This is a genomic window from Variovorax sp. GW821-FHT06D12 (genome assembly GCF_059419205.1).
In genome coordinates, this window is the sequence record NZ_JBWKRI010000001.1 from 657709 (window position 1) to 678058 (window position 20350).

Genomic DNA, 20350 nt, shown 5'->3' on the forward strand with positions numbered 1-20350 from the left:
CGGTGCGTCAGGCGACTTCAGCCACCGATTGTGCGCTGCGCGCGCCCCGGCCCCTGGCCCGCTGCACCCCCGACACGATCGCCTTCAGCGAGGCCGAGATCACGTTCGCGTCGATGCCGACGCCGAACAGGGTCTGCGACTCGTCCACGCGCAGCTCGAGGTAGGCCACCGACTTGGCGTCAGCGCCCGCACCGATGGCGTGCTGGTGGTAGTCCATGACGCGCACCGTGTGGCCGGTGGCCTGGCTCAGTGCCTGCGTGAAGGCGTCGATCGGGCCGTTGCCGCGGCCTTCGATGGCGCGGGTTTCACCGTCCCACGGCAGGTCGCCGCGCAGTACCACCGTGGCCTCGGCGCCCTCGCCTTCTTCCTGGATCACGCGGTGCTGCAAGGCCTTGGCGGTCTCGATGCCGTATTCGTTCACGAAGATCTGCCAGAGGTCGGCGGCGGTGAGCTCCTTGCCGCCCACGTCCATCACGCGCTGCACGACCTGCATGAATTCCATCTGCAGCCGGCGCGGCATCTCGAGGCCGTACTCGCTCTCGAGCAGGTAGGCCATGCCGCCCTTGCCCGACTGGCTGTTCACGCGGATCACGGCTTCGTAGCTGCGGCCTACGTCCTTCGGGTCGATGGGGAGGTACGGAATGTCCCAGATGTCGCCGTCCTTGCGCGCGGCGAACGCCTTCTTGATCGCGTCCTGGTGCGAGCCCGAGAACGAGGTGTAGACGAGGTCGCCGACGTACGGATGGCGCGGGTGTACGGGAATCTGGTTGCAGTGCTCGACCGTGGCGCGGATCTCGTCGATGTTCGAGAAGTCCAGTTCGGGCGAGACACCCTGCGTGTAGAGGTTGAGCGCAACGTTCACGAGGTCGAGGTTGCCGGTGCGCTCGCCGTTGCCGAAGAGGCAGCCTTCGATGCGCTCGGCGCCGGCCATCAAGGCCAGTTCGCCGGCTGCGGTGCCGGTGCCACGGTCGTTGTGCGGGTGCACGCACAGCACGATCGAGTCGCGGCGCGCGAGGTTGCGGTGCATCCACTCGATCATGTCCGCGAAGATGTTCGGCGTGGAATGCTCCACCGTAGTGGGCAGGTTGACGATGCACTTGCGCTCGGGCGTCGGGGCCCAGACTTCGGTGACCGCATCGACCACGCGCTTGGAGAAGACCACGTCGGTGCCCGAGAACATTTCGGGCGAGTACTGGAAGGTCCACTTCGTGTTCGGCTGCTTTGCGGCGAAGTCGTTGAACATGCGGGCATGGCTGCTCGCGAGTTCGACGATCTGGTCTTCGTCCATGCCGAGCACCACGCGGCGCATCACCGGAGCCACAGCGTTGTAGAGGTGAACGATGGCGCGCGGCGCGCCCTGCAACGCTTCGAAGGTGCGTTCGATGAGGTGGTCGCGCGCCTGCGTGAGCACCTGGATCGTCACGTCATCGGGAATGCGGTCTTCTTCGATGAGCTTGCGCACGAAGTCGAATTCAATCTGCGACGCCGACGGAAAGCCGACTTCGATTTCCTTGAAGCCGATGGCCACGAGGGTTTCGAACATGCGCATCTTGCGCGCGATGTCCATGGGTTCGACCAAGGCCTGGTTGCCATCGCGCAGGTCCGTCGACAGCCAGATCGGGGCCTTGGTCAGCACGGCATCGGGCCAGGTGCGGTCCTTGAGACCGATCGGGGCGAATGCGCGGTATTTGGCTTGAGGTTGCTTGAGCATGTCGATTTCTCTGTGATGGTTGGAACTCAACCAGCAACCCCAAAAGACAAACGGCCCGTTGCTGGTGCGAACGGGCCGTGATGAGGGATTAGCGCGTGCGCTACCGTCTCCGCCCGTGAGGGAGGGCTAGTAGGGCCAGCAGCGAAATCTTGGTCATGAGGGTTGCGAATGTAGCACAGCCTTCGCGGGCCTGTGAAGGCCCGGGGCTTCTTCAGTTGTGCAGCCCCCGCTCGTCGGGCTCTTCGGTCGAGGTGCTGATCACGCTCACCGGCTGGCCCTTGGCCTTGCGCCATGCGTACACCACGTAGCCGCTCAAACCATAGGCCACGAAGAGGCTGAACAGCACCGTCGGCGGATGGATGTTGATGACCGCGATGCCCAGCGCGATCAGCACGATCACGACGAAGGGCACGCTCTTCTTCATCTGGATGTCCTTGAAGCTGTAGAACGGCGCATTGGTCACCATGGTGAGGCCCGCGTACAGCGTGAAGGCGAAGGTGACCCAGGTAATCTGCGTCCACGAGAGGTACAGCACCTCGCCGCCGCGCTTGCCCCATTCGTTGACGAGCCAGATGAAGCCCGCCACCAATGCCGCGGCCGCCGGCGACGGCAGGCCCTGGAACCAGCGCTTGTCGACCACGCCCGTGTTGACGTTGAAGCGCGCGAGCCGCAGCGCGGCACAGGCGCAGTACACGAAGGCGGCGATCCAGCCCCAGCGCCCCAGCCCCTTGAGCGACCACTCGTAGGCGATGAGCGCGGGCGCGGCGCCGAACGACACCATGTCGGACAGCGAGTCCATCTGCTCGCCGAACGCGCTTTGCGTGTTGGTCATGCGGGCCACGCGCCCGTCGAGGCTGTCGAGCACCATCGCGGCGAACACGCCGAGCGCGGCCAGGTCGAAGCGCGCGTTCATGGCCATCACGACCGAGTAGAAGCCGCCGAACAACGCCGCCAGCGTGAACAGGTTCGGCAGGATGTAGATGCCCTTGCGCCGCTTGCGCGGCTGCGCGTCGTCGGGGACGGTGTCGTCATGCATTGAATTGGCCTCCGTCCCTCGTGGGAACTGCCCGGTCAGCTATCCATTCGATAGCATCTTGGTCTGTGAATCGCATGCTTCGCAGTGTAGTTCAGGGGACCCGTGCTCTCCCCTTCAAACAAAAGGGCCACCGCGACGGGTGGCCCTCCGAAACAGAGTGCCGAAGCACCCTGTTGGCTCTTGCCTCTGAAGATCAGTTGCGGGTCTGGTCGACCAGCTTGTTCTTCTTGATCCAGGGCATCATCGCGCGCAGCTTTTCGCCGACGACTTCGATCTGATGCTCGGCGTTCAGGCGACGGCGGCTGATCAGCACCGGCTGGCCGGCAGCGGCTTCGAGCACGAAGCTCTTGGCGTATTCGCCGGTCTGGATGTCCTGCAGGACCTTCTTCATGGCCTTCTTGGTCTCGTCGGTCACGATGCGTGGGCCCGTGACGTACTCGCCGTATTCGGCGTTGTTCGAGATCGAGTAGTTCATGTTGGCGATGCCGCCTTCATAGATCAGGTCGACGATCAGCTTCAGCTCGTGCAAGCATTCGAAGTACGCCATTTCGGGCGCGTAGCCGGCTTCCACCAGCGTTTCGAAACCAGCCTTGATCAGCTCGACCGTGCCGCCGCACAGAACCGCTTGTTCGCCGAACAGGTCGGTTTCGGTTTCTTCGCGGAAGTTGGTCTCGATGATGCCGGCCTTGCCGCCGCCGTTGGCGGTGGCGTAGCTCAGCGCGAGGTCACGCGCCTTGCCGCTCTTGTCCTGGTGCACCGCGATCAGGTGCGGTACGCCGCCACCTTGCGTGTACGTGCCGCGCACGGTGTGACCCGGAGCCTTGGGAGCGACCATCCACACGTCGAGGTCGGCGCGCGGCTGCACGAAACCGTAGTGCACGTTGAAGCCGTGCGCGAAGACGAGCGAAGCGCCTTCCTTGATGTTCGGGGCCACGTCGTTCTTGTAGACGGCGGCGATCTGCTCATCGGGCAGCAGGATCATGACGACGTCGGCCGACTTCACGGCGTCAGCGACTTCAGCGACCTGCAGGCCGGCCTTGCCGACCTTGTCCCACGAAGCGCCGCCCTTGCGCAGGCCGACCACGACCTTGACGCCGCTGTCGTTCAGGTTCTGCGCGTGTGCGTGACCTTGCGAGCCGTAGCCGATGATGGCAACCGTCTTGCCCTTGATCAGGCTGAGGTCCGCGTCCTTGTCGTAATAAACCTTCATGATGTTCTCCAGATAGATAAGCGAGTTGCAGTGTGTTGTTGTGCCGTTCGTCCTGAGCCTGTCGAAGGGCTCAATGCAGTCCCCGCTCGCGCGGAGGCTTCGACAAGCTCAGCCCGAACGGGCAGCGACTGAGCTCCGAATCATGGTGTCAGACCCGCAGGATGCGTTCGCCGCGCCCGATGCCGCTGGCGCCGGTGCGCACCGTCTCGAGGATGGCACCGCGGTCGATCGCTTCCAGGAAAGCGTCGTTCTTGCCGTGATCGCCGGTCAGCTCGATGGTGTAGCTCTTGTCGGTCACGTCGATGATGCGGCCACGGAAGATTTCCGCCATGCGCATCATTTCCTCGCGTTCCTTGCCCACCGCACGCACCTTCACCATCATGAGCTCGCGCTCGGTGTAGGCGCCTTCGGTCAGGTCGACCACCTTCACGACCTCGATGAGACGGTTCAGGTGCTTGGTGATCTGCTCGATCACGTCGTCCGAGCCGTTGGTGACGATGGTCATGCGCGAGAGGCTTGCGTCCTCGGTCGGCGCCACGGTCAGCGATTCGATGTTGTAGCCACGGGCCGAGAACAGGCCCACCACGCGGGAAAGAGCACCCGGCTCGTTTTCCAGCAGCACTGCAATGATGTGTTTCATGTTGGCGTGACTCCTCTTTTCGCCGCCCTCCCCCGTGCACGGTAATGCGCGGGCTTGGCGGGCAATAGATTCGTCAGTAAAGGTTGAACGAACGAATGTTCCGGATCAGAGATCTTCGGAACCCAGCAGCATCTCGGTGATGCCCATGCCGGCCTTGACCATCGGGAACACGTTCTCGGTGGGGTCGGTACGGAAATCCATGAATACCGTGCGGTCCTTGAGCTTGCGCGCCTCGCGCAGCGCCGGCTCCACGTCTTGTGGACGCTCGATCAGCATGCCGACGTGACCATAGGCCTCGGCGAGCTTCACGAAGTTGGGCAGCGCGTCCATGTAGCTGTGGCTGTAGCGGCCGGAGTATTCGATCTCCTGCCACTGGCGCACCATGCCCAGGTAGCGGTTGTTGAGCGAGCAGATCTTGATCGGCGTGTTGTACTGCAGGCAGGTCGAGAGCTCCTGGATGCACATCTGCACCGAGCCTTCGCCGGTGATGGTGAACACTTCCGAATCGGGCTTGGCGAGCTTGATGCCCATGGCGTAGGGAATGCCCACGCCCATGGTGCCCAGGCCGCCCGAATTGATCCAGCGGCGCGGCTCGTCGAAGCGGTAGTACTGGGCGGCCCACATCTGGTGCTGGCCGACGTCCGACGTGATGTACGTGTCGGCGTCCTTGGTCATGTTCCAGAGGGTCTCGACCACGAACTGCGGCTTGATCACATCCTTGTTGTCGCGGTCGTACTTGAGGCAATCGCGCGAGCGCCAGCTTTCGATGGTCTTCCACCAGTCGGCCAGCGCACCGGCGTCGGGCTTGGTGGTGCTCTCGCGGATCATCGAGATCAGCTCGGTGAGCACGTCCTTCACGTCGCCGACGATCGGGATGTCGACCTTCACGCGCTTGGAGATGCTCGACGGGTCGATGTCGACGTGGATGATCTTGCGTTCGTTCTGCGCGAAGTGCTTCGGGTTGCCGATCACGCGGTCGTCGAAGCGCGCGCCCACGGCCAGCAGCACGTCGCAGTTCTGCATCGCGTTGTTGGCTTCGATGGTGCCGTGCATGCCCAGCATGCCCAGGAACTTGCGGTCGCTCGCCGGGTAGGCGCCCAGGCCCATCAGCGTGTTCGTGACAGGGTACCCCAGCATGTCGACCAGCGTGCGCAGCTCGTTCGTGGCATTGCCCAGGAGCACGCCGCCGCCGGTGTAGATGTAGGGGCGCTTGGCCGCCAGCAGCAGTTGCAGCGCCTTGCGGATCTGCCCGCCGTGGCCCTTGCGCACCGGGTTGTACGAGCGCATCTCGACCTTGTCGGGATAGCCGCTGTACGGAATCTTCTTGAAGGAAACGTCCTTCGGCACATCCACCACCACGGGGCCGGGACGGCCGCTGCGTGCGATGTGGAAGGCCTTCTTCATCGTCATGGCCAGGTCCTTCGGATCCTTGACGAGGAAGTTGTGCTTGACGATGGGGCGCGTGATGCCGACCGTGTCGCATTCCTGGAAGGCGTCGAGGCCGATGGCGGCCGTCGGCACCTGGCCGGAAATGATCACCATCGGGATCGAGTCCATGTACGCCGTCGCGATGCCGGTGACCGCATTGGTCAGGCCGGGACCGGAAGTGACCAGCGCCACGCCGACTTCGCCGGTGGCGCGCGCATAGCCGTCGGCAGCGTGGACGGCGGCCTGTTCGTGGCGCACCAGCACGTGCTGGATGGTGTCCTGCTTGTAGAACGCGTCGTAGATGTAGAGAACCGCGCCGCCCGGGTAGCCCCAGATGTACTGGACGCCTTCGGCCTGCAGTGCCTTGACCAGCACTTCAGCGCCCATGAGTTCTTGCGTGGTGTTGCCGGCGCCAGAGGACGCGGCTGCTGCGGAAGCGAGTTCCGCCTTCGAGATTTCCATGATCAACCTTTGTGTTTTTTCGGGAACGAAAAACCTTGGGTGCCCCTTGCCAGCCCTTGTGGGGCCGCGCCAGGACTTGAGGCCAAAGCCATGAGCGGACTGATGTTCCGCCGGACCGTGACCCGTTTGCCTTTTGACTTGCAAGGCGGATTATGACACTACCGGCGCGTTCAGACTCGCTTCAGGTGCCCTGTCTTGGCACAAAGGCATAATCCGCGGCATAAAAACATGAGCGTTCGCCAAACATCCTCCCCACGCGGCGCGTCCCGCCGCCCCCTCTCATTTGGCTACTGAACACGAACTCTCCGACTTCCTGAAAAACGTCGAACGACGGGCCTTCAAGCGCTCGGTCTATCACGTGCGGGACGAAGAAGCGGCCTTGGACATCGTGCAGGACAGCATGATGAAGCTGGCCCAGCACTACGGCGACAAGCCTGCCGAGGAACTGCCGATGCTGTTCCAGCGCATCCTGTCGAACTGCACGCTCGACTGGTTCCGCCGCCAGAAGACCCGCCGCGCCCTTTTTTCCAATCTGAGCGACTTCGAACCGGCCGACAACGGCGAAGATTTCGACCTGCTGGAGAACTTCGTCTCGCCAACCGACTCCAGAGAATCGGAGAGCGCCGAAGACACCACCCGCCGCAGCCAGGTCTTTCACGAAATCGAAGAACAGATCGCGGCTTTGCCCGGCCGTCAACGCGAGGCTTTCCTGATGCGTTACTGGGAGGAAATGGACGTCGCAGAGACGGCCGCCGCAATGGGCTGCTCCGAGGGCAGCGTCAAAACCCATTGTTCGCGAGCTGTCCACGCTCTGAGCAAGGCGCTCAAGGCCAAGGGAATATCGCTATGAACACTAAGGTTCCAACCTCTCAATCCAGCGCAGCAGAAGACCGCTTCGGCCAACGGCTGGCGGCCCGGCTGTCGGACGGCAATCAAGCATTGCCGCACGACATCAGCGAGCGTCTGCGCGTTGCCCGTTCGCAGGCCGTGGCCGCGCGCAAGCAGGCGCCGCAACTGCGCACTGCGCCCGTCGCGGTCCAGTCGGGCCACACGGTCACGCTGGGCGGCAGCTGGTGGACCCGCATCGGTTCCGTGGTACCTCTCATCGCCCTGGTGGCCGGCCTGATCACCATCAGCGTGTTGCAGGACGACGACCGCGCCAGCGAACTCGCCGAGGTCGACTCGGCCCTGCTGACGGGCGACCTGCCGCCCGCCGCCTACACCGATCCCGGCTTCGCCCAATTCCTGAAGTCCGACAGCGCCTCCGACTGAACACCTTGCCCGACCGAATGCGACGCCGCTCCGTTTCCCGTGCGAAAGCCCTGCTTCCGTTGCGCCCGCTCCCGGCGGGCGCCGTCGTTTGGGCGGGTGCGCTGGCAGCCGCCGCCTTCGGCCTGACGCTGGCCGATGCACAGACGCTGCCCGAAACCGCCAAGCCCGCCACGCACGCCGCAGCCACCAATGGCGCGGCAAGCCCCAAGGCCGTCGCCACGACCAAGCCCCTGTGGAACGAACTGAGCAATGAGCAGCAGCACGCCCTGAAGCCGCTGGCTTCGCACTGGAACACGCTGAACGCCGGCCAAAAGCGCAAGTGGCTGGCCTTGTCGCGCAACTACGCGAACATGCCCGCCGACGACCAGGTCACGCTGCACAGCCGCATGATCGAATGGGCGGCGCTGAGCAACCAGCAGCGCGCGCAGGCCCGCCTGAATTTCGCCGAGGTCAAGCGCGTGCCTGCCGACGAGCGCAAGCTCAAGTGGGAGCAGTACCAGGCGCTGAGCGAAGAAGAAAAACGCAAGCTCGCCGAGAGTGCCCCGCCCAAGCCCCGCGGCGCCGCCCTGCCGGTGCGCCCGGTCTCGTCGCAAAAACTCGTGCCTGTGCCGGCCGTCACACCGCCCGGACAGCACACGCCCCGCATCGTGCCGGCCACGCCCCCCACGCCCGTGCTGCCGCCGGCGGCCATCGTGGTGAGTTCGCCGGCGACGCCACCTGCCGCCGTGGAACGCACCGCCGTGCCGGCCAGCACCGTCGTCGCTCCAGCGGCGTCGGCACCGAGCAGCCTCACGCCGCCACCGGTGCCCGCCGAAGCCCAGGTGCCAGCGCCGTCCGCGGCCACGGCGCCTGCGGCCTCGTCCTCCGCCCCCTGACCGAAGGTTTCGATGGTTTCCAGTTCGCCCGAGGCCTCGGGACCCGGCCAGTCGGCCTCGCCCTCTGCATCCACCCCCAACGCTCCCGCGGTGCCTGGCCTGTGGCGGCGCATGGCCTGCTGGCTCTATGAGGGCATGCTGCTGTTCGCGGTCGTTTTCGTGTCCGGCTGGCTGTTCAGCACGCTGGGCCAGATGCGCGACGCCATGGACGAACGGCGGCACCTGCTGCAGGCCTTCCTCTTCGTGGTGTTCGGCGTCTACTTCGTCTGGTTCTGGGCCAAGGGCCAGACGCTGGCCATGAAGACCTGGAACATCCGCATCGTCGACCGCCACGGCCGGCCCGTCAGCCAGGGCCGCGCACTGGCGCGCTACCTGCTGAGCTGGGTGTGGTTCCTGCCGCCGCTGGCCGCCATCGCCCCGTTCAAGCTCTCGGGCGGCGAGTCGACCGTCCTGATCTTCGGCTGGGTCGCCATCTGGGCGCTGCTGGCCCGTTTTCACCCCGAGCGCCAGTTCTGGCACGACGCCTGGGCCGGTACGCGGCTCATCACCTCCAAGCCGATGAGCCGCCAATGAGTGCCCTGCCCGACCCCGCCGTCAACCCGCAGAAGGCCCGCAAGGGCTTCGAGCGCGTCTGGCACGCCACCCTGATCTCGCTGCACGGCCTGCGCGCCGGCTGGAGCGAGCCGGCGTTCCGCCAGGAAGCCATCCTGTCGATGCTGATGATCCCGACCGCCTTCTGGCTCGGGCGCAGCTGGGTCGAGGTGGCGCTGCTCGCCGGCAGTGCCGTCCTGGTGATGATCGTGGAGCTGCTCAACACGGCAGTGGAAGCCGCCATCGACCGCATCGGCCCCGAATGGCACGACCTCTCCAAGCGCGCGAAGGACATGGGCAGCGCCGCCGTCCTGCTGTCGCTCACGCTGTGCGGCGGCATCTGGGCCGCGGCCCTGTGGCAACGCTTCGTGTCATGAGCGGGTCCGCCGCCTGCGGCATGATCGCAGGATGACCCCTGAATTTTCGATTTGCGTGTATTGCGGCTCGCGCCCCGGCGAGCGCCCCGAGTTTTCCCAGGCCGCCCAGGCCGTGGGCCAGTGGATCGGCAGCCACAACGGCCAGCTCGTCTACGGCGGCGGCCGCACCGGCCTGATGGGCACGGTGGCCGAGGCCACCCGCCAGGCCGGCGGCCGCGTCGTCGGCATCATCCCCAAGGCCCTGGTCGACAAGGAACTGGCCAACCCCCTGTGCGACGAGCTGCACGTGGTCGACACCATGCACGAGCGCAAGGCCATGATGGGCGAGCGCGCCGACGCCTTCCTCGCGATGGCGGGCGGCATCGGCACCTTCGAAGAACTGTTCGAGATCTGGACCTGGCGCCAGCTCGGCTACCACGACAAGCCGACCGGCATCCTCAACACCGCCGGCTACTACGACGGCCTGCTGGGCTTCCTGGCGCACAGCGTGCGCGAGGGCTTCATGGGCGAATGGCAGATGGACCTGGTGCGCACCGGCACCGACGTGCCCGAACTGCTGACCGCGCTGCGCGCCGAAGTCCCCCTGCACCCCCGCGACGACAAGCTGTCAGAGAACCTCTGACCGGAACGGGCCCCCGCCTCATTCCAGCGAACACCGCGGAACCGGCTTTGCCGGGCCGCTGGTGTTGCCCCCGGTAGGGGGTTGGCGAAGCGACACGAAGTGCGCGCAGCCTGGGGGCGAGCTTTTAAACTGCGTTTTCGTTTTCTTCGCCGGTGCGGATGCGCACGATGCGCTCCACCTCGGTCACGAAGATCTTGCCGTCGCCGATCTTGCCCGTGCGCGCCGAGCTCACGATGGCCTCGATGCAGCGCTCCACGTCGCTCTCGTTGACGACCACTTCGACCTTCATCTTGGGCAGGAAGTCGACCACGTACTCGGCGCCGCGGTACAGCTCGGTGTGGCCCTTCTGGCGGCCGAAGCCCTTGACCTCGGTCACCGTGAGGCCGGTGACACCCACTTCGGCGAGGGCTTCGCGCACGTCCTCGAGCTTGAAGGGTTTGACGATGGCGGTGATCTGCTTCATGGTTTTTGTGCTCCGGCGGTTTCGTTGAACTTGCTGGTGATAGGGTAACGCCAATCCTTGCCGAAGCTTCGGTGGGTGACCCGGATGCCTACGGGCGCCTGGCGCCGCTTGTATTCGTTGATCCTGATGAGCCGCGCAACCCGCTCGACCACCGCGCGGTCGTAGCCCGCGGCAATGATCTCGTCGATGCCTTCATCGTCCTGCATGTAGCGTGCCAGGATGCCGTCCAGCACGTCGTAGGGCGGCAGGCTGTCCTGGTCGGTCTGGTCGGGGCGCAGCTCGGCGCTCGGGGGCCGCGTGATGATGCGCTCGGGAATCGGCGCCGCGCCGGTGCCGTACGGGTCGTGGGCGTTGCGCCAGCGCGCCAACGCGAACACCGTGGTCTTGAGCAGGTCCTTGATGACCGCGAAGCCGCCCGCCATGTCGCCGTAGAGCGTGCAGTAGCCGGTGGCCATCTCGCTCTTGTTGCCGGTGGTCAGCACGATGGCGCCGAACTTGTTCGACAGCCCCATCAGCAGCGTGCCGCGGATGCGGGCCTGGATGTTCTCCTCGGCCGTGTCTTCCGGCCGGCCCGCGAACTCCCCGGCCAGCGCGGCCTTGAAGGACTCGAAGGTGTGCTTGATCGAAATCTCGTCGTAGCGCACGCCCAGCCGGCCGGCCATGTCCCGCGCGTCGATCCAGCTGATGTCGGCCGTGTAGGGCGACGGCATCATCACCGCGCGGACCTTGTCCTTGCCCAGCGCGTCCACCGCGATCGCGAGCACCAGTGCCGAGTCGATGCCGCCCGACAGCCCCAGGATCGCGCCCGGAAAACCGTTCTTGCCGACGTAGTCGCGCACACCGAGCACCAGCGCGTCCCACAGCTGCGCCTCGGCGTCGCGCGGCGCGGCGATGGCCGACGGATCGGCCACGACGGCGACGCCGCCCTGCGCCCCGCGCGCGAGCTCCATGAAGACCAGCCGCTCGCGAAAGCTCTCGGCCTGCGCGGCCAGCGCGCCGTCGGCCTGCAGCGCGAACGAGGCGCCGTCGAACACCACCTCGTCCTGCCCGCCCACCAGGTGCGCGTAGACCAGCGGCAGCCCCACGGCGCGTGCGCGGTCGGCCATGCGCGCCACGCGCTCGCCTTCCTTGCCCACGTGGTACGGCGAGGCGTTGATCACCGCCAGCACCTCGGCGCCGCCGGCGCGCGCCAGCTCGGCCGGTGCGTCGAACCAGGCGTCCTCGCAGATCAGCAGCCCGACCGACACGCCGCCCGCCTCGAACACGCAGGTGCCCTGCCCCGGCGTGAAGTAGCGGCGCTCGTCGAACACCTGGTAGTTCGGCAGTTCGCGCTTGGCGTAGGTCTCGAGGATGCGGCCTTCCTTGAGCACGCTGGCCGCGTTGTGGCGCAACTGCACGGCCACAGATCGGCTGCGCAGGCTGCCGCCGCTGGGATGCCCCACCACCACGACCATGTCTTTGAGGTCGGCCAGCGCGGCGGCGATGCCTTTCACGGCATCATCACAGGCTTCGGTGAAGGCGGGACGGAGGAACAGGTCTTCCGCCGCGTAGCCGGCAATCGAGAGTTCGGGTGTCAGCAGAAGGCGCGCGCCTTGCGCGTAGGCCTCGCGTGCGGCGCCGACGATCTTCTGCGCATTGCCGACGAGGTCGCCCACCACAAAATTGAGTTGCGCGATGGCGAGCTTGAGCGTCATACAGAAGGAAGAAAAAGGCTTGAACGATTATGTCATTCGGGTTCTGGCGTCGCCGTCGGACATCGACCCGCAAGCCTGGAACGCCCTGCTCGCCGCGCAGCCCGAGCCCTCGCCCTTCATGCGCCACGAATACCTCGCGGCGATGCACGACAGCGGCAGCGCCTCGCCCGAGCGCGGATGGACACCGCAGTTCGTCACGCTGTGGCGCGGCGAGGTGCTCGAAGCCGCCTGCGCGCTCTACCTCAAGGACCATTCCTATGGCGAGTACGTGTTCGACTGGGCCTGGGCCAACGCCTACGAACAGCACGGGCTGGCCTACTACCCGAAGGCCGTGGTGGCAGCGCCCTTCACACCCGTGCCCGGCGCCCGGCTGCTGGCACGCGACGCGCCAAGCCGCACGCTGCTGGTGCAGGCGCTGGTGGCGGTCTGCAAGGAACAGGAACTTTCGTCTTTGCATCTGCTGTTCGGCGCCGACGCCGACATCGCCGCGTGCACCGAAGCCGGGCTGATGCTGCGCCATACGGTGCAGTTCCACTGGACGAACACGCAACCCGGCTACACCAACTTCGACGCCTTCCTGGCAAGCCTCTCGCACGACAAGCGCAAGAAGATCCGCCAGGAGCGCCGCAAGGTCGCCGAGGCTGGCGTCAGCTTCCGCTGGTCGCGCGGCACCGACATCGCCGCCGCCGATTGGGATTTCTTCTACCGCTGCTACGAGCGTACTTACCGCGAGCACGGCAACCCGCCCTACCTCACGCGCGATTTCTTCCAGCGCATGGCCGACACGTTGCCCGAGGCGTGGCTGCTGTTCGTGGCGGAGCGCGACGAGCGCCCCATCGCGACCAGCCTGATCGCGCTCTCCACCGATGAAGCCCAGCCGCTGGTGGCCTACGGCCGCTACTGGGGCGCGCTGGAGCGCGTCGACTGCCTGCACTTCGAGGCCTGCTACTACCAGCCCATCGCCTGGTGCATCGCGCACGGCGCAGTGCGCTTCGAAGGCGGCGCGCAGGGCGAGCACAAGATGGCCCGCGCGCTGATGCCGGTGCGCACCACCAGCGCCCACTGGCTCGCGCACCCGTCGTTCGCCGATGCGGTCGAGCGCTTCCTCGAGCGCGAAGGCGCCGGCATCGAGAACTACATGGACCACCTCGGCGAGCGCAGCCCGTTCAAGGCGACCTGATCGGCGCGGGAGCGCCGGGGGCTGCTATAAAGCCGCCCGGCACTCAAACAACCACACACAACACACAGGGAGCACCGATGCCATTCGTCGGACTGGGACTGCACATCCTCATCGCGCTGTACTTCGCCGTGCATGCCATGCGCCACGGCAAGCAGATGTACTGGCTCATCATCCTCTTCAGCTTTCCGCTGCTCGGCAGCATCGTGTACTTCGTGGTCGAGTACCTGCCGGCCTCGCGCATGCAGCGCACCGCGGGCAAGGTGGCGAACGCGGCCATCGGCTTCATCGACCCCGAGCGCGAGTACCGCGCCGCCGCCGAGGCTTACGACCTCGCGCCCACGGCGCAGAACAAACTGCGCCTGGCCAAGGCTGCGCTGGACCGCGGCCAGGCGGCCGACGCCGTCGGGCACTACCGCGACGCACTGAAAGGCCCCTTCGCCTCCGACCCCGAACTGCAGTTCGGCCTGGCCAGCGCGCTGGTCGCCGAAGGCAGCCCGGCCTCGGCCCGCGAAGCCTCGCAGGCACTGCAGAACCTGCGCGCCACACGCGACGACTACCGCAAGGACGAGGTTGCCGTGCTGAACGCCCGCGCGCTCGCCGCCGAGGGCCGCACGCCGGAAGCGCGCGAAGCCTTCGAGGCGGCGCTGAGCACGTACAACACGGTGGAAACGCGCGCCCGCTACATCGCGTGGCTGGCGCAGCAAGGCGACACCGCCGCTGCGAAGCGCCATTGGAACGAGCTGCAGCAGGCTGCGCGCCACTGGAACTCGCATGCGCGAGGCGTCAACCGCGAATGGATGCGGCTGGCCGGGGATGCGATCCGGGGCTGACGGCCCGGAGCCTCCAGGCCGTTTCTTTCAAGCGAAAGAAATTACTTCTTGTACGCGGCGATGCCGTCGAGAACTTCCTTCTTGGCGGCGTCGATGCCTTCCCAGCCCAGCACCTTGACCCACTTGCCGGCTTCCAGGTCCTTGTAGTGCTCGAAGAAGTGGCTGATGGCCTTCAGGCGCATCGGGTTCACGTCGTCGACCGACTTCCAGTGGCTGTAGATCGGCAGCACCTTGTCGGTGGGCACGGCCAGCACCTTGCCGTCGACGCCGGCTTCGTCTTCCATCATCAGGATGCCCAGGGGGCGGCAGGGCACGACCACGCCCGGCAGCAGCGGGTACGGGGCGATCACCAGCACGTCGACCGGGTCGCCGTCGCCCGACAGGGTCTGCGGCACGTAGCCGTAGTTGGCGGGGTAGTACATGGCCGTCGTCATGAAGCGGTCCACGAAGATCGCGCCCGATTCCTTGTCGACTTCGTACTTGATCGGGTCGGCGTTCATCGGGATTTCGATCACGACATTGAAGGCGTCGGGGACGTTCTTGCCGGGGGAGACTTTGTCGAAGGACATGACGTTTTTCGAGTAGTTGAAAAGTATGAGACGGATGGGGACAAACCCGGAGTTTACTTTCCGTGTCACGGGCCGGTCGCACGCGTGTGTGTTTTTGCCTGTAAATTGCAAGCGTTGGCCAATCGGCTCCGCACCTCCGGTGCAGCGAGCTTCGAGGAAGCAACGCGGCGGAGAACATGGTCCCGTACGCGTTGCGCGCAGGGCCCAGGCTGTCCGTCTCCACAAGTCACAACGAACGAATGGAGAAGCAAAGCATGAGCGGCAACACCCCCCTGATTCTTGCCATCGTCTGCGGCCTGGTGGCCGTGGGCTACGGTTTCTGGGCCCGAAGTTGGATTCTCGCCAAGGACCCGGGCAACGCCCGGATGCAGGAAATCGCCGCAGCCATCCAGGCCGGTGCCTCGGCCTACCTCGCCAAGCAGTACACCACCATCGCGGTGGTCGGCGTGGTGCTCGCGGTGCTCATCGCCCTCTTCCTCGACCTGACCACGGCCGTCGGCTTCGTGGTCGGCGCGGTGCTCTCGGGCGCCTGCGGCTTCATCGGCATGAACGTGTCGGTGCGCGCCAATGTGCGCACGGCACAGGCCGCCACCAAAGGCATCGGCCCGGCGCTCGACGTGGCGTTTCGCGGCGGCGCCATCACCGGCATGCTGGTGGTGGGTCTGGGCCTCTTGGGCGTGACGGGCTTCTACTGGTTCCTGGCCGGCAGCGCGCCGAAGGCGGACCACAGCCTTGCGGCCATCCTCAATCCGCTGATCGGCTTTGCCTTCGGCTCCTCGCTGATCTCGATCTTCGCGCGCCTGGGCGGCGGCATCTTCACCAAGGGCGCTGACGTCGGCGCCGACCTGGTGGGCAAGGTCGAGGCCGGCATTCCAGAAGACGACCCGCGCAACCCGGCGGTGATCGCCGACAACGTGGGCGACAACGTCGGCGATTGCGCCGGCATGGCGGCCGACCTGTTCGAGACCTACGCGGTGACGCTGATCGCCACCATGGTGCTGGGCGCGCTGATGGTCACGGCGGCGCCGCTGGACGCGGTGCTGTACCCGCTGGCGCTGGGCGGCGTGTCGATCATCGCGTCGATCATCGGCTGCTTCTTCGTGAAGGCGTCGCCAGGCATGGTCAACGTGATGCCGGCGCTCTACAAGGGCCTGGCGGTGGCAGGCATCCTTTCGCTGATCGCATTCTGGTTCGTCACGAGCTGGATCATTCCCGACAACGCCATTGCCGCCAGCGGCAGCCAGCTGAAGCTGTTCGGTGCCTGCTTCGTGGGCCTGGCGCTCACGGCCGCGCTGGTGTGGGTCACCGAGTACTACACCGGCACGCAGTACAAGCCCGTGCAGCACATCGCACAGGCCTCGACCACCGGCCACGGCACCAACATCATCGCGGGCCTGGGCGTGTCGATGCGCTCCACGGCCTGGCCGGTGATCTTCGTGTGCATCGCGATCCTGGCCTCCTACGCCCTCGCGGGCCTGTACGGCATCGCGGTGGCCGCGACGTCGATGCTGAGCATGGCCGGCATCGTGGTGGCACTGGACGCCTACGGCCCCATCACCGACAACGCCGGCGGCATCGCCGAGATGAGCGAGCTGCCCGACAGCGTGCGCGCCGTGACCGACCCGCTCGACGCCGTCGGCAACACCACCAAGGCCGTGACCAAGGGCTACGCCATCGGCTCGGCCGGCCTGGCCTCGCTGGTGCTCTTTGCCGACTACACCCACAAGCTGGAGAGCTTCGGGCTGAACATCAGCTTCAACCTGAGCGACCCGATGGTGATCGTGGGCCTGTTCATCGGCGGCCTGATCCCCTACCTCTTCGGCGCGATGGCCATGGAGGCCGTGGGCCGCGCGGCCGGTGCGGTGGTGGAAGAAGTGCGCCGCCAGTTCCGCGAGATCCCCGGCATCATGGAAGGCACCGGCAAGCCCGAGTACGGCAAGGCCGTGGGCATGCTGACCGGCGCGGCCATCAAGGAAATGATGATCCCCTCGCTGCTGCCGGTGGTGGTGCCGATCCTGGTCGGCCTGCTGCTCGGACCGAAGGCGCTGGGCGGCCTGCTGATGGGCACCATCGTCACGGGCCTGTTCGTCGCCATCTCGATGTGCACGGGCGGCGGTGCATGGGACAACGCCAAGAAGTACATCGAAGACGGCCACCACGGCGGCAAGGGCTCCGAGGCGCACAAGGCGGCCGTCACCGGCGACACCGTGGGCGACCCCTACAAGGACACGGCCGGCCCCGCGGTGAACCCGCTGATCAAGATCATCAACATCGTGGCGCTGCTGATCGTGCCGCTGGTGGTCAAGTTCCACGCCGGCGATGCGGCAGCGGCCGTGCCGACCAAGATCGAGACCCCGCCTGCAGCCACGGCCCCCGCCGCAATGGCACCGGCAGCCACGCCGGCCGCCACCCTCGCCTCGGCGGCCGTCGGAGCCACCGAAGCCGCCGCGGTGAAGGTCGAGAACGGCATCGTCAAGTTCTACTTCGCAAGCGCCAGCGCCGAGGTCGCGCCCAACGCCAAGGAGGCGCTGTCCGACGTCATCAAGGCCGTGCAGAGCGGCAGCACCGTGCTGGTGAGCGGCTATCACGACGCCAGCGGCGACGCGGCCAAGAACGCCGAGCTGGCCAAGCAGCGCGCCATGGCCGTGCGCGACGCCATCAAGGCGGCAGGCGCGCCCGAGGACAAGATCGAACTCGCCAAGCCCGAGCAGTCGCAGGCCGACGGGCCAGCCTCGGAAGCGCGCCGCGTCGAAGTGAAAGTGAAGTCCTGACATGCCCACGCCCGCCCGGCTCGAAGCCTTCATTGCCGCCGTCGAAGGCGGCGCGCATGCCCAGGTCATCGAAGATTTCTACACCGAAGACGCCACCATGCGCGAGAACCAGGCCGAGCCGCGGCGCGGGCGCAGCACGCTGGTCGCGCAGGAAAGCGCCGTGCTCGCGCGCACCGAGTCGGTGGCGTCGACCTGCGTGCGGCCGGTGCTGGTGAACGGCGACCACGTCGGCATCCACTGGATCTTCGAGTTCACGTTCAAGGGCGGCGGGCGCATGCGCATGGAAGAGATCGCCTGGCAGCGCTGGGACGGCGAGCGCATCGCCGAAGAACAGTTCTTCTACGACCCGGCGCAGCGCAAGCCGGGCTGAGGATGCGGCGCCCGGACTGCACGATCCGGGCTGGTTTTATGCAACATTTTCGATGTAACATTGAAACTGTCACATGAACGCATCCACCGCCACGCCCGATTCCACGGCCCCGCAGGACCTCTCCATCGAGGCCCTTGCGGCGCGCACGGGCGTCACGGTGCGCAACATCCGCGCCTACACCACGGGCGGCCTGCTGCCGCCGCCGCGGCTGCAGGGCCGGCTCGGCCTGTACGGCGCCGACCATGTCCAACGCCTGGCGCTGATCCGCGAACTGCGCGAACAGGGCTTCGGCATCGAGGCGATCCGCCGCATCTTCACGCGCGCGCCGGCCTCCACCTGGCCCGATCTGCTGGCCGTGGCCCGCTCGGTGTCGGGCAGCCTGTTCGCCGAAGAAACGCCCGTGGTGGTGTCGGCCCAGGCGCTGGCCACCAAGTGGCAGGGCCAGATGACGCCCGCCCTGCTCGGCCGCGCCACCCGCGCCGGCCTCATGCGCGAACTGCCCGACGGCCAGGTGCAGGTGCTGAGCCCGGCGCTCGGCCAGGTCGCCGAACAGCTGGCCGCGCTGGGCCTGCCGCTCGAAGCGGTCATCGGCATGCAGGAAACCATGGTGCGCACGCTGCGCACCGTGGCGCGGCGCTGGCTGCGCACGCTGGCCGACAGCCTGCTTTCCGGCGACACCCTCGATGCCGGCCGCGCCGCGCAGCTGCTCGAGAAAGCACGGCCCTTGGCCACCGGGGCGGTGCAGGCCGCCTTTCCCGTGATCCTGCAGCAGGAGCTCGACGCCCTGCTGCACAAGACCGCCTGATGCCGATGACACGACCTCGCCTCGCCCTTCTTCCGTCCCTGCTGCTGTTGCCGGCCTTTCTCGGCGGCGCGGCTTTCGCGCAGCAGCAGGCCCGCGGCGACACCACCTCCACGCTGGCGCTGAGCTTCGACGCCGCGCGCCAGCGCATGGTCGAGCGCTCCGACAAGCTGGCCGCCGCGCGCATGGCCGTCGAGGCCAAGGAACTGCAGAGCGAAGGCGTCAAGCGCCTGGGCGGGCCGGTGGTCAGCATCTCGGGGCTGGCCTATGCGTACAACGCGAACCTGAACCTCGACCTCGACCCGCTCAACCAGAAGCTCGGCCAGATCGGTTCGTCGCTGCCGCCGTCGATCCAGAGCTTCGTCTCGCGCGTGCCGATTCCGCAGCTGCCCAACAGCTACACGCTGAACCGCCACGACACCGGCGCCAACGCCTCGGTGTCGGCCGTGTGGCCGCTCTACCTGGGCGGCGCGACCGACGCGGTGCGCGGCTTCGTCTCGGCGCAGGCGCGCGAAGCCCAGGCCGATGCCGAACAGGCCGGCCACGAGGTCGATACGCTGCTGGTGCAGCGCTACTTCGGCGCCCAGCTCGCGCAGCGCGCCGCCACGCTGCGCCTGCAGGCCGAGCGCACCATCGCGCAACACGACGCGGCGGCGCAGAAGATGCTCGCGGCCGGCGTGATCTCGCGCGTCGAGCGGCTGCAGGCCAGCGCCGCGTATGAAGAAGCGCGCCGCAACGCCCGCAAGGCCGAGAACGACGCCGCGCTCGCGGGGGTGGCCCTGGCGCGCACCGTGCGCGCCGAGGGCAGCGTCACGCCGCAGACGCCGCTGTTTCTCATCAGCGCGCCGATCGAACCGCTCGGCCACTTCATCGATGCGGCGCTCACGCGGCATCCGGGCCTGGGCAAGGTCGCAGCCAAGAAGGCACAGGCCGAGCAGCTGCACGAGGGCGAAGAAGCCTTGCGCCGGCCGCAGGTGATTGCCTTCGGTACGCGCGAAATCAAGAGCGGCAACGCCGACTGGGTGGCCGGCCTCGGCGTGCGCTGGACGCTGTACGACTCGGTCGACCGCAACGCACTGTCGGCTGCCTCGCACAAGCAGGTCGAACGGGCCGAGCGCACCGACCTGCAGGCGCGCAGCGACATCTCGCTGCTGGTCGAACGCAACTGGCGCGCGCTGGACAACGCACGCCGCCAGTACCTGGAGATGAAGGTCTCGGTCGAGCTTGCACAGGAGGTGGTCAAGCTGCGCACCGCCGGGCTGCGCGAAGGCACCAGCACCACGCTCGACCTGATCGACGCCGAGACCAACCAGGCCAAGGTGCTGACCGAACGCGCGCAGGCCGCCAACGACTACGTGCAGGCGCTCGCGCAGCTGCTCGAGAGCGCGGGCCTGTCCGAGACCTTTTCCGACTACATCGCGCGCGCCGACGTGAAGGTGAACTGACC

Annotated in this window: 20 protein-coding genes; 12 read left to right on the forward strand and 8 right to left on the reverse strand. The window is 66.7% G+C overall.

Annotation, left to right across the window (positions count from 1 at the left end):
* Window positions 1-7: 7 nt before the first annotated feature.
* The 5 genes from leuA to AC07SQ_RS03100 all read right to left on the reverse strand — a co-directional run bounded on the left by leuA (window position 8) and on the right by AC07SQ_RS03100 (window position 6487).
* Window positions 8-1711 carry a 2-isopropylmalate synthase gene (gene leuA, locus AC07SQ_RS03080; RefSeq protein ID WP_495270756.1) on the reverse strand — a complete coding sequence of 568 codons (1704 nt, stop codon included), beginning with the start codon at window positions 1709-1711 and terminating at the stop codon, window positions 8-10.
* A 211-nt stretch (window positions 1712-1922) separates the two neighbouring features.
* The gene (pssA, locus tag AC07SQ_RS03085) at window positions 1923-2747 is read right to left on the reverse strand and encodes a CDP-diacylglycerol--serine O-phosphatidyltransferase (protein WP_062478071.1); all 825 of its coding nucleotides are present in this window, start codon (window positions 2745-2747) and stop codon (window positions 1923-1925) included.
* A 193-nt stretch (window positions 2748-2940) separates the two neighbouring features.
* The gene (ilvC, locus tag AC07SQ_RS03090) at window positions 2941-3957 is read right to left on the reverse strand and encodes a ketol-acid reductoisomerase (protein ID WP_062478069.1); all 1017 of its coding nucleotides are present in this window, start codon (window positions 3955-3957) and stop codon (window positions 2941-2943) included.
* A 148-nt stretch (window positions 3958-4105) separates the two neighbouring features.
* Window positions 4106-4597 carry an acetolactate synthase small subunit gene (ilvN, locus tag AC07SQ_RS03095; RefSeq protein ID WP_062478068.1) on the reverse strand — a complete coding sequence of 164 codons (492 nt, stop codon included), beginning with the start codon at window positions 4595-4597 and terminating at the stop codon, window positions 4106-4108.
* Window positions 4598-4702: 105 nt separating this feature from the next.
* Window positions 4703-6487 carry an acetolactate synthase 3 catalytic subunit gene (locus AC07SQ_RS03100; protein WP_062478065.1) on the reverse strand — a complete coding sequence of 595 codons (1785 nt, stop codon included), beginning with the start codon at window positions 6485-6487 and terminating at the stop codon, window positions 4703-4705.
* Window positions 6488-6770: 283 nt separating this feature from the next.
* Here AC07SQ_RS03100 and AC07SQ_RS03105 point away from each other — a divergent pair, with 283 nt between their 5' ends.
* From AC07SQ_RS03105 to AC07SQ_RS03130, 6 genes are read left to right on the forward strand one after another with little or no spacing between them, the layout of a single operon-like run.
* On the forward strand, window positions 6771-7337 hold the full coding sequence (locus AC07SQ_RS03105) for an RNA polymerase sigma factor (RefSeq protein WP_062478063.1): 567 nt from the start codon (window positions 6771-6773) through the stop codon (window positions 7335-7337).
* The gene (locus tag AC07SQ_RS03110) at window positions 7334-7759 is read left to right on the forward strand and encodes a DUF3619 family protein (protein WP_062478060.1); all 426 of its coding nucleotides are present in this window, start codon (window positions 7334-7336) and stop codon (window positions 7757-7759) included. The genes AC07SQ_RS03105 and AC07SQ_RS03110 overlap by 4 nt, the downstream gene beginning before the upstream one ends.
* A gap of 59 nt (window positions 7760-7818) precedes the next feature.
* Window positions 7819-8634, forward strand: a complete 816-nt coding sequence (locus AC07SQ_RS03115; RefSeq protein WP_495270755.1) for a DUF3106 domain-containing protein — start codon at window positions 7819-7821, stop codon at window positions 8632-8634.
* A 12-nt stretch (window positions 8635-8646) separates the two neighbouring features.
* A complete protein-coding gene (locus tag AC07SQ_RS03120; RefSeq protein ID WP_495270754.1) occupies window positions 8647-9207 on the forward strand; it encodes an RDD family protein in 561 nt (186 codons plus the stop codon).
* A complete protein-coding gene (locus tag AC07SQ_RS03125) occupies window positions 9204-9602 on the forward strand; it encodes a diacylglycerol kinase (RefSeq protein WP_495270753.1) in 399 nt (132 codons plus the stop codon). The genes AC07SQ_RS03120 and AC07SQ_RS03125 overlap by 4 nt, the downstream gene beginning before the upstream one ends.
* Before the next feature lie 31 nt (window positions 9603-9633).
* A complete protein-coding gene (locus AC07SQ_RS03130; protein ID WP_493192143.1) occupies window positions 9634-10224 on the forward strand; it encodes an LOG family protein in 591 nt (196 codons plus the stop codon).
* Between the two features lie 124 nt (window positions 10225-10348).
* On the opposite strand, the gene AC07SQ_RS03135 is transcribed toward AC07SQ_RS03130, so the two are convergent.
* On the reverse strand, window positions 10349-10687 hold the full coding sequence (locus AC07SQ_RS03135; RefSeq protein ID WP_056580191.1) for a P-II family nitrogen regulator: 339 nt from the start codon (window positions 10685-10687) through the stop codon (window positions 10349-10351).
* The gene (locus AC07SQ_RS03140; RefSeq protein ID WP_062481432.1) at window positions 10684-12381 is read right to left on the reverse strand and encodes an NAD+ synthase; all 1698 of its coding nucleotides are present in this window, start codon (window positions 12379-12381) and stop codon (window positions 10684-10686) included. The genes AC07SQ_RS03135 and AC07SQ_RS03140 overlap by 4 nt, the downstream gene beginning before the upstream one ends.
* 19 nt (window positions 12382-12400) lie before the next feature.
* Here AC07SQ_RS03140 and AC07SQ_RS03145 point away from each other — a divergent pair, with 19 nt between their 5' ends.
* Window positions 12401-13561 carry a GNAT family N-acetyltransferase gene (locus AC07SQ_RS03145; protein ID WP_495270752.1) on the forward strand — a complete coding sequence of 387 codons (1161 nt, stop codon included), beginning with the start codon at window positions 12401-12403 and terminating at the stop codon, window positions 13559-13561.
* A gap of 77 nt (window positions 13562-13638) precedes the next feature.
* Window positions 13639-14391, forward strand: coding sequence for a hypothetical protein (locus AC07SQ_RS03150; RefSeq protein WP_495270751.1), 753 nt, complete (start codon window positions 13639-13641; stop codon window positions 14389-14391).
* A gap of 41 nt (window positions 14392-14432) precedes the next feature.
* Here AC07SQ_RS03150 and ppa read toward each other — a convergent pair whose 3' ends face one another.
* Entirely contained in the window at window positions 14433-14960 is a 528-nt protein-coding gene (gene ppa, locus AC07SQ_RS03155; protein ID WP_007834256.1) for an inorganic diphosphatase, read from the reverse strand.
* Window positions 14961-15214: 254 nt separating this feature from the next.
* On the opposite strand from ppa, the gene AC07SQ_RS03160 reads away from it, so the two are divergent.
* The 4 genes from AC07SQ_RS03160 to AC07SQ_RS03175 all read left to right on the forward strand — a co-directional run bounded on the left by AC07SQ_RS03160 (window position 15215) and on the right by AC07SQ_RS03175 (window position 20348).
* On the forward strand, window positions 15215-17731 hold the full coding sequence (locus tag AC07SQ_RS03160) for a sodium-translocating pyrophosphatase (protein WP_495270750.1): 2517 nt from the start codon (window positions 15215-15217) through the stop codon (window positions 17729-17731).
* A gap of 1 nt (window position 17732) precedes the next feature.
* Window positions 17733-18101, forward strand: coding sequence for a nuclear transport factor 2 family protein (locus AC07SQ_RS03165; RefSeq protein WP_062481424.1), 369 nt, complete (start codon window positions 17733-17735; stop codon window positions 18099-18101).
* Between the two features lie 73 nt (window positions 18102-18174).
* Complete coding sequence (locus AC07SQ_RS03170; protein WP_159271604.1) at window positions 18175-18906, forward strand: MerR family transcriptional regulator; 732 nt, start codon at window positions 18175-18177, stop codon at window positions 18904-18906.
* 5 nt (window positions 18907-18911) lie between these two features.
* On the forward strand, window positions 18912-20348 hold the full coding sequence (locus AC07SQ_RS03175; RefSeq protein WP_495270749.1) for a TolC family protein: 1437 nt from the start codon (window positions 18912-18914) through the stop codon (window positions 20346-20348).
* The last annotated feature ends 2 nt before the right edge of the window (window positions 20349-20350 follow it).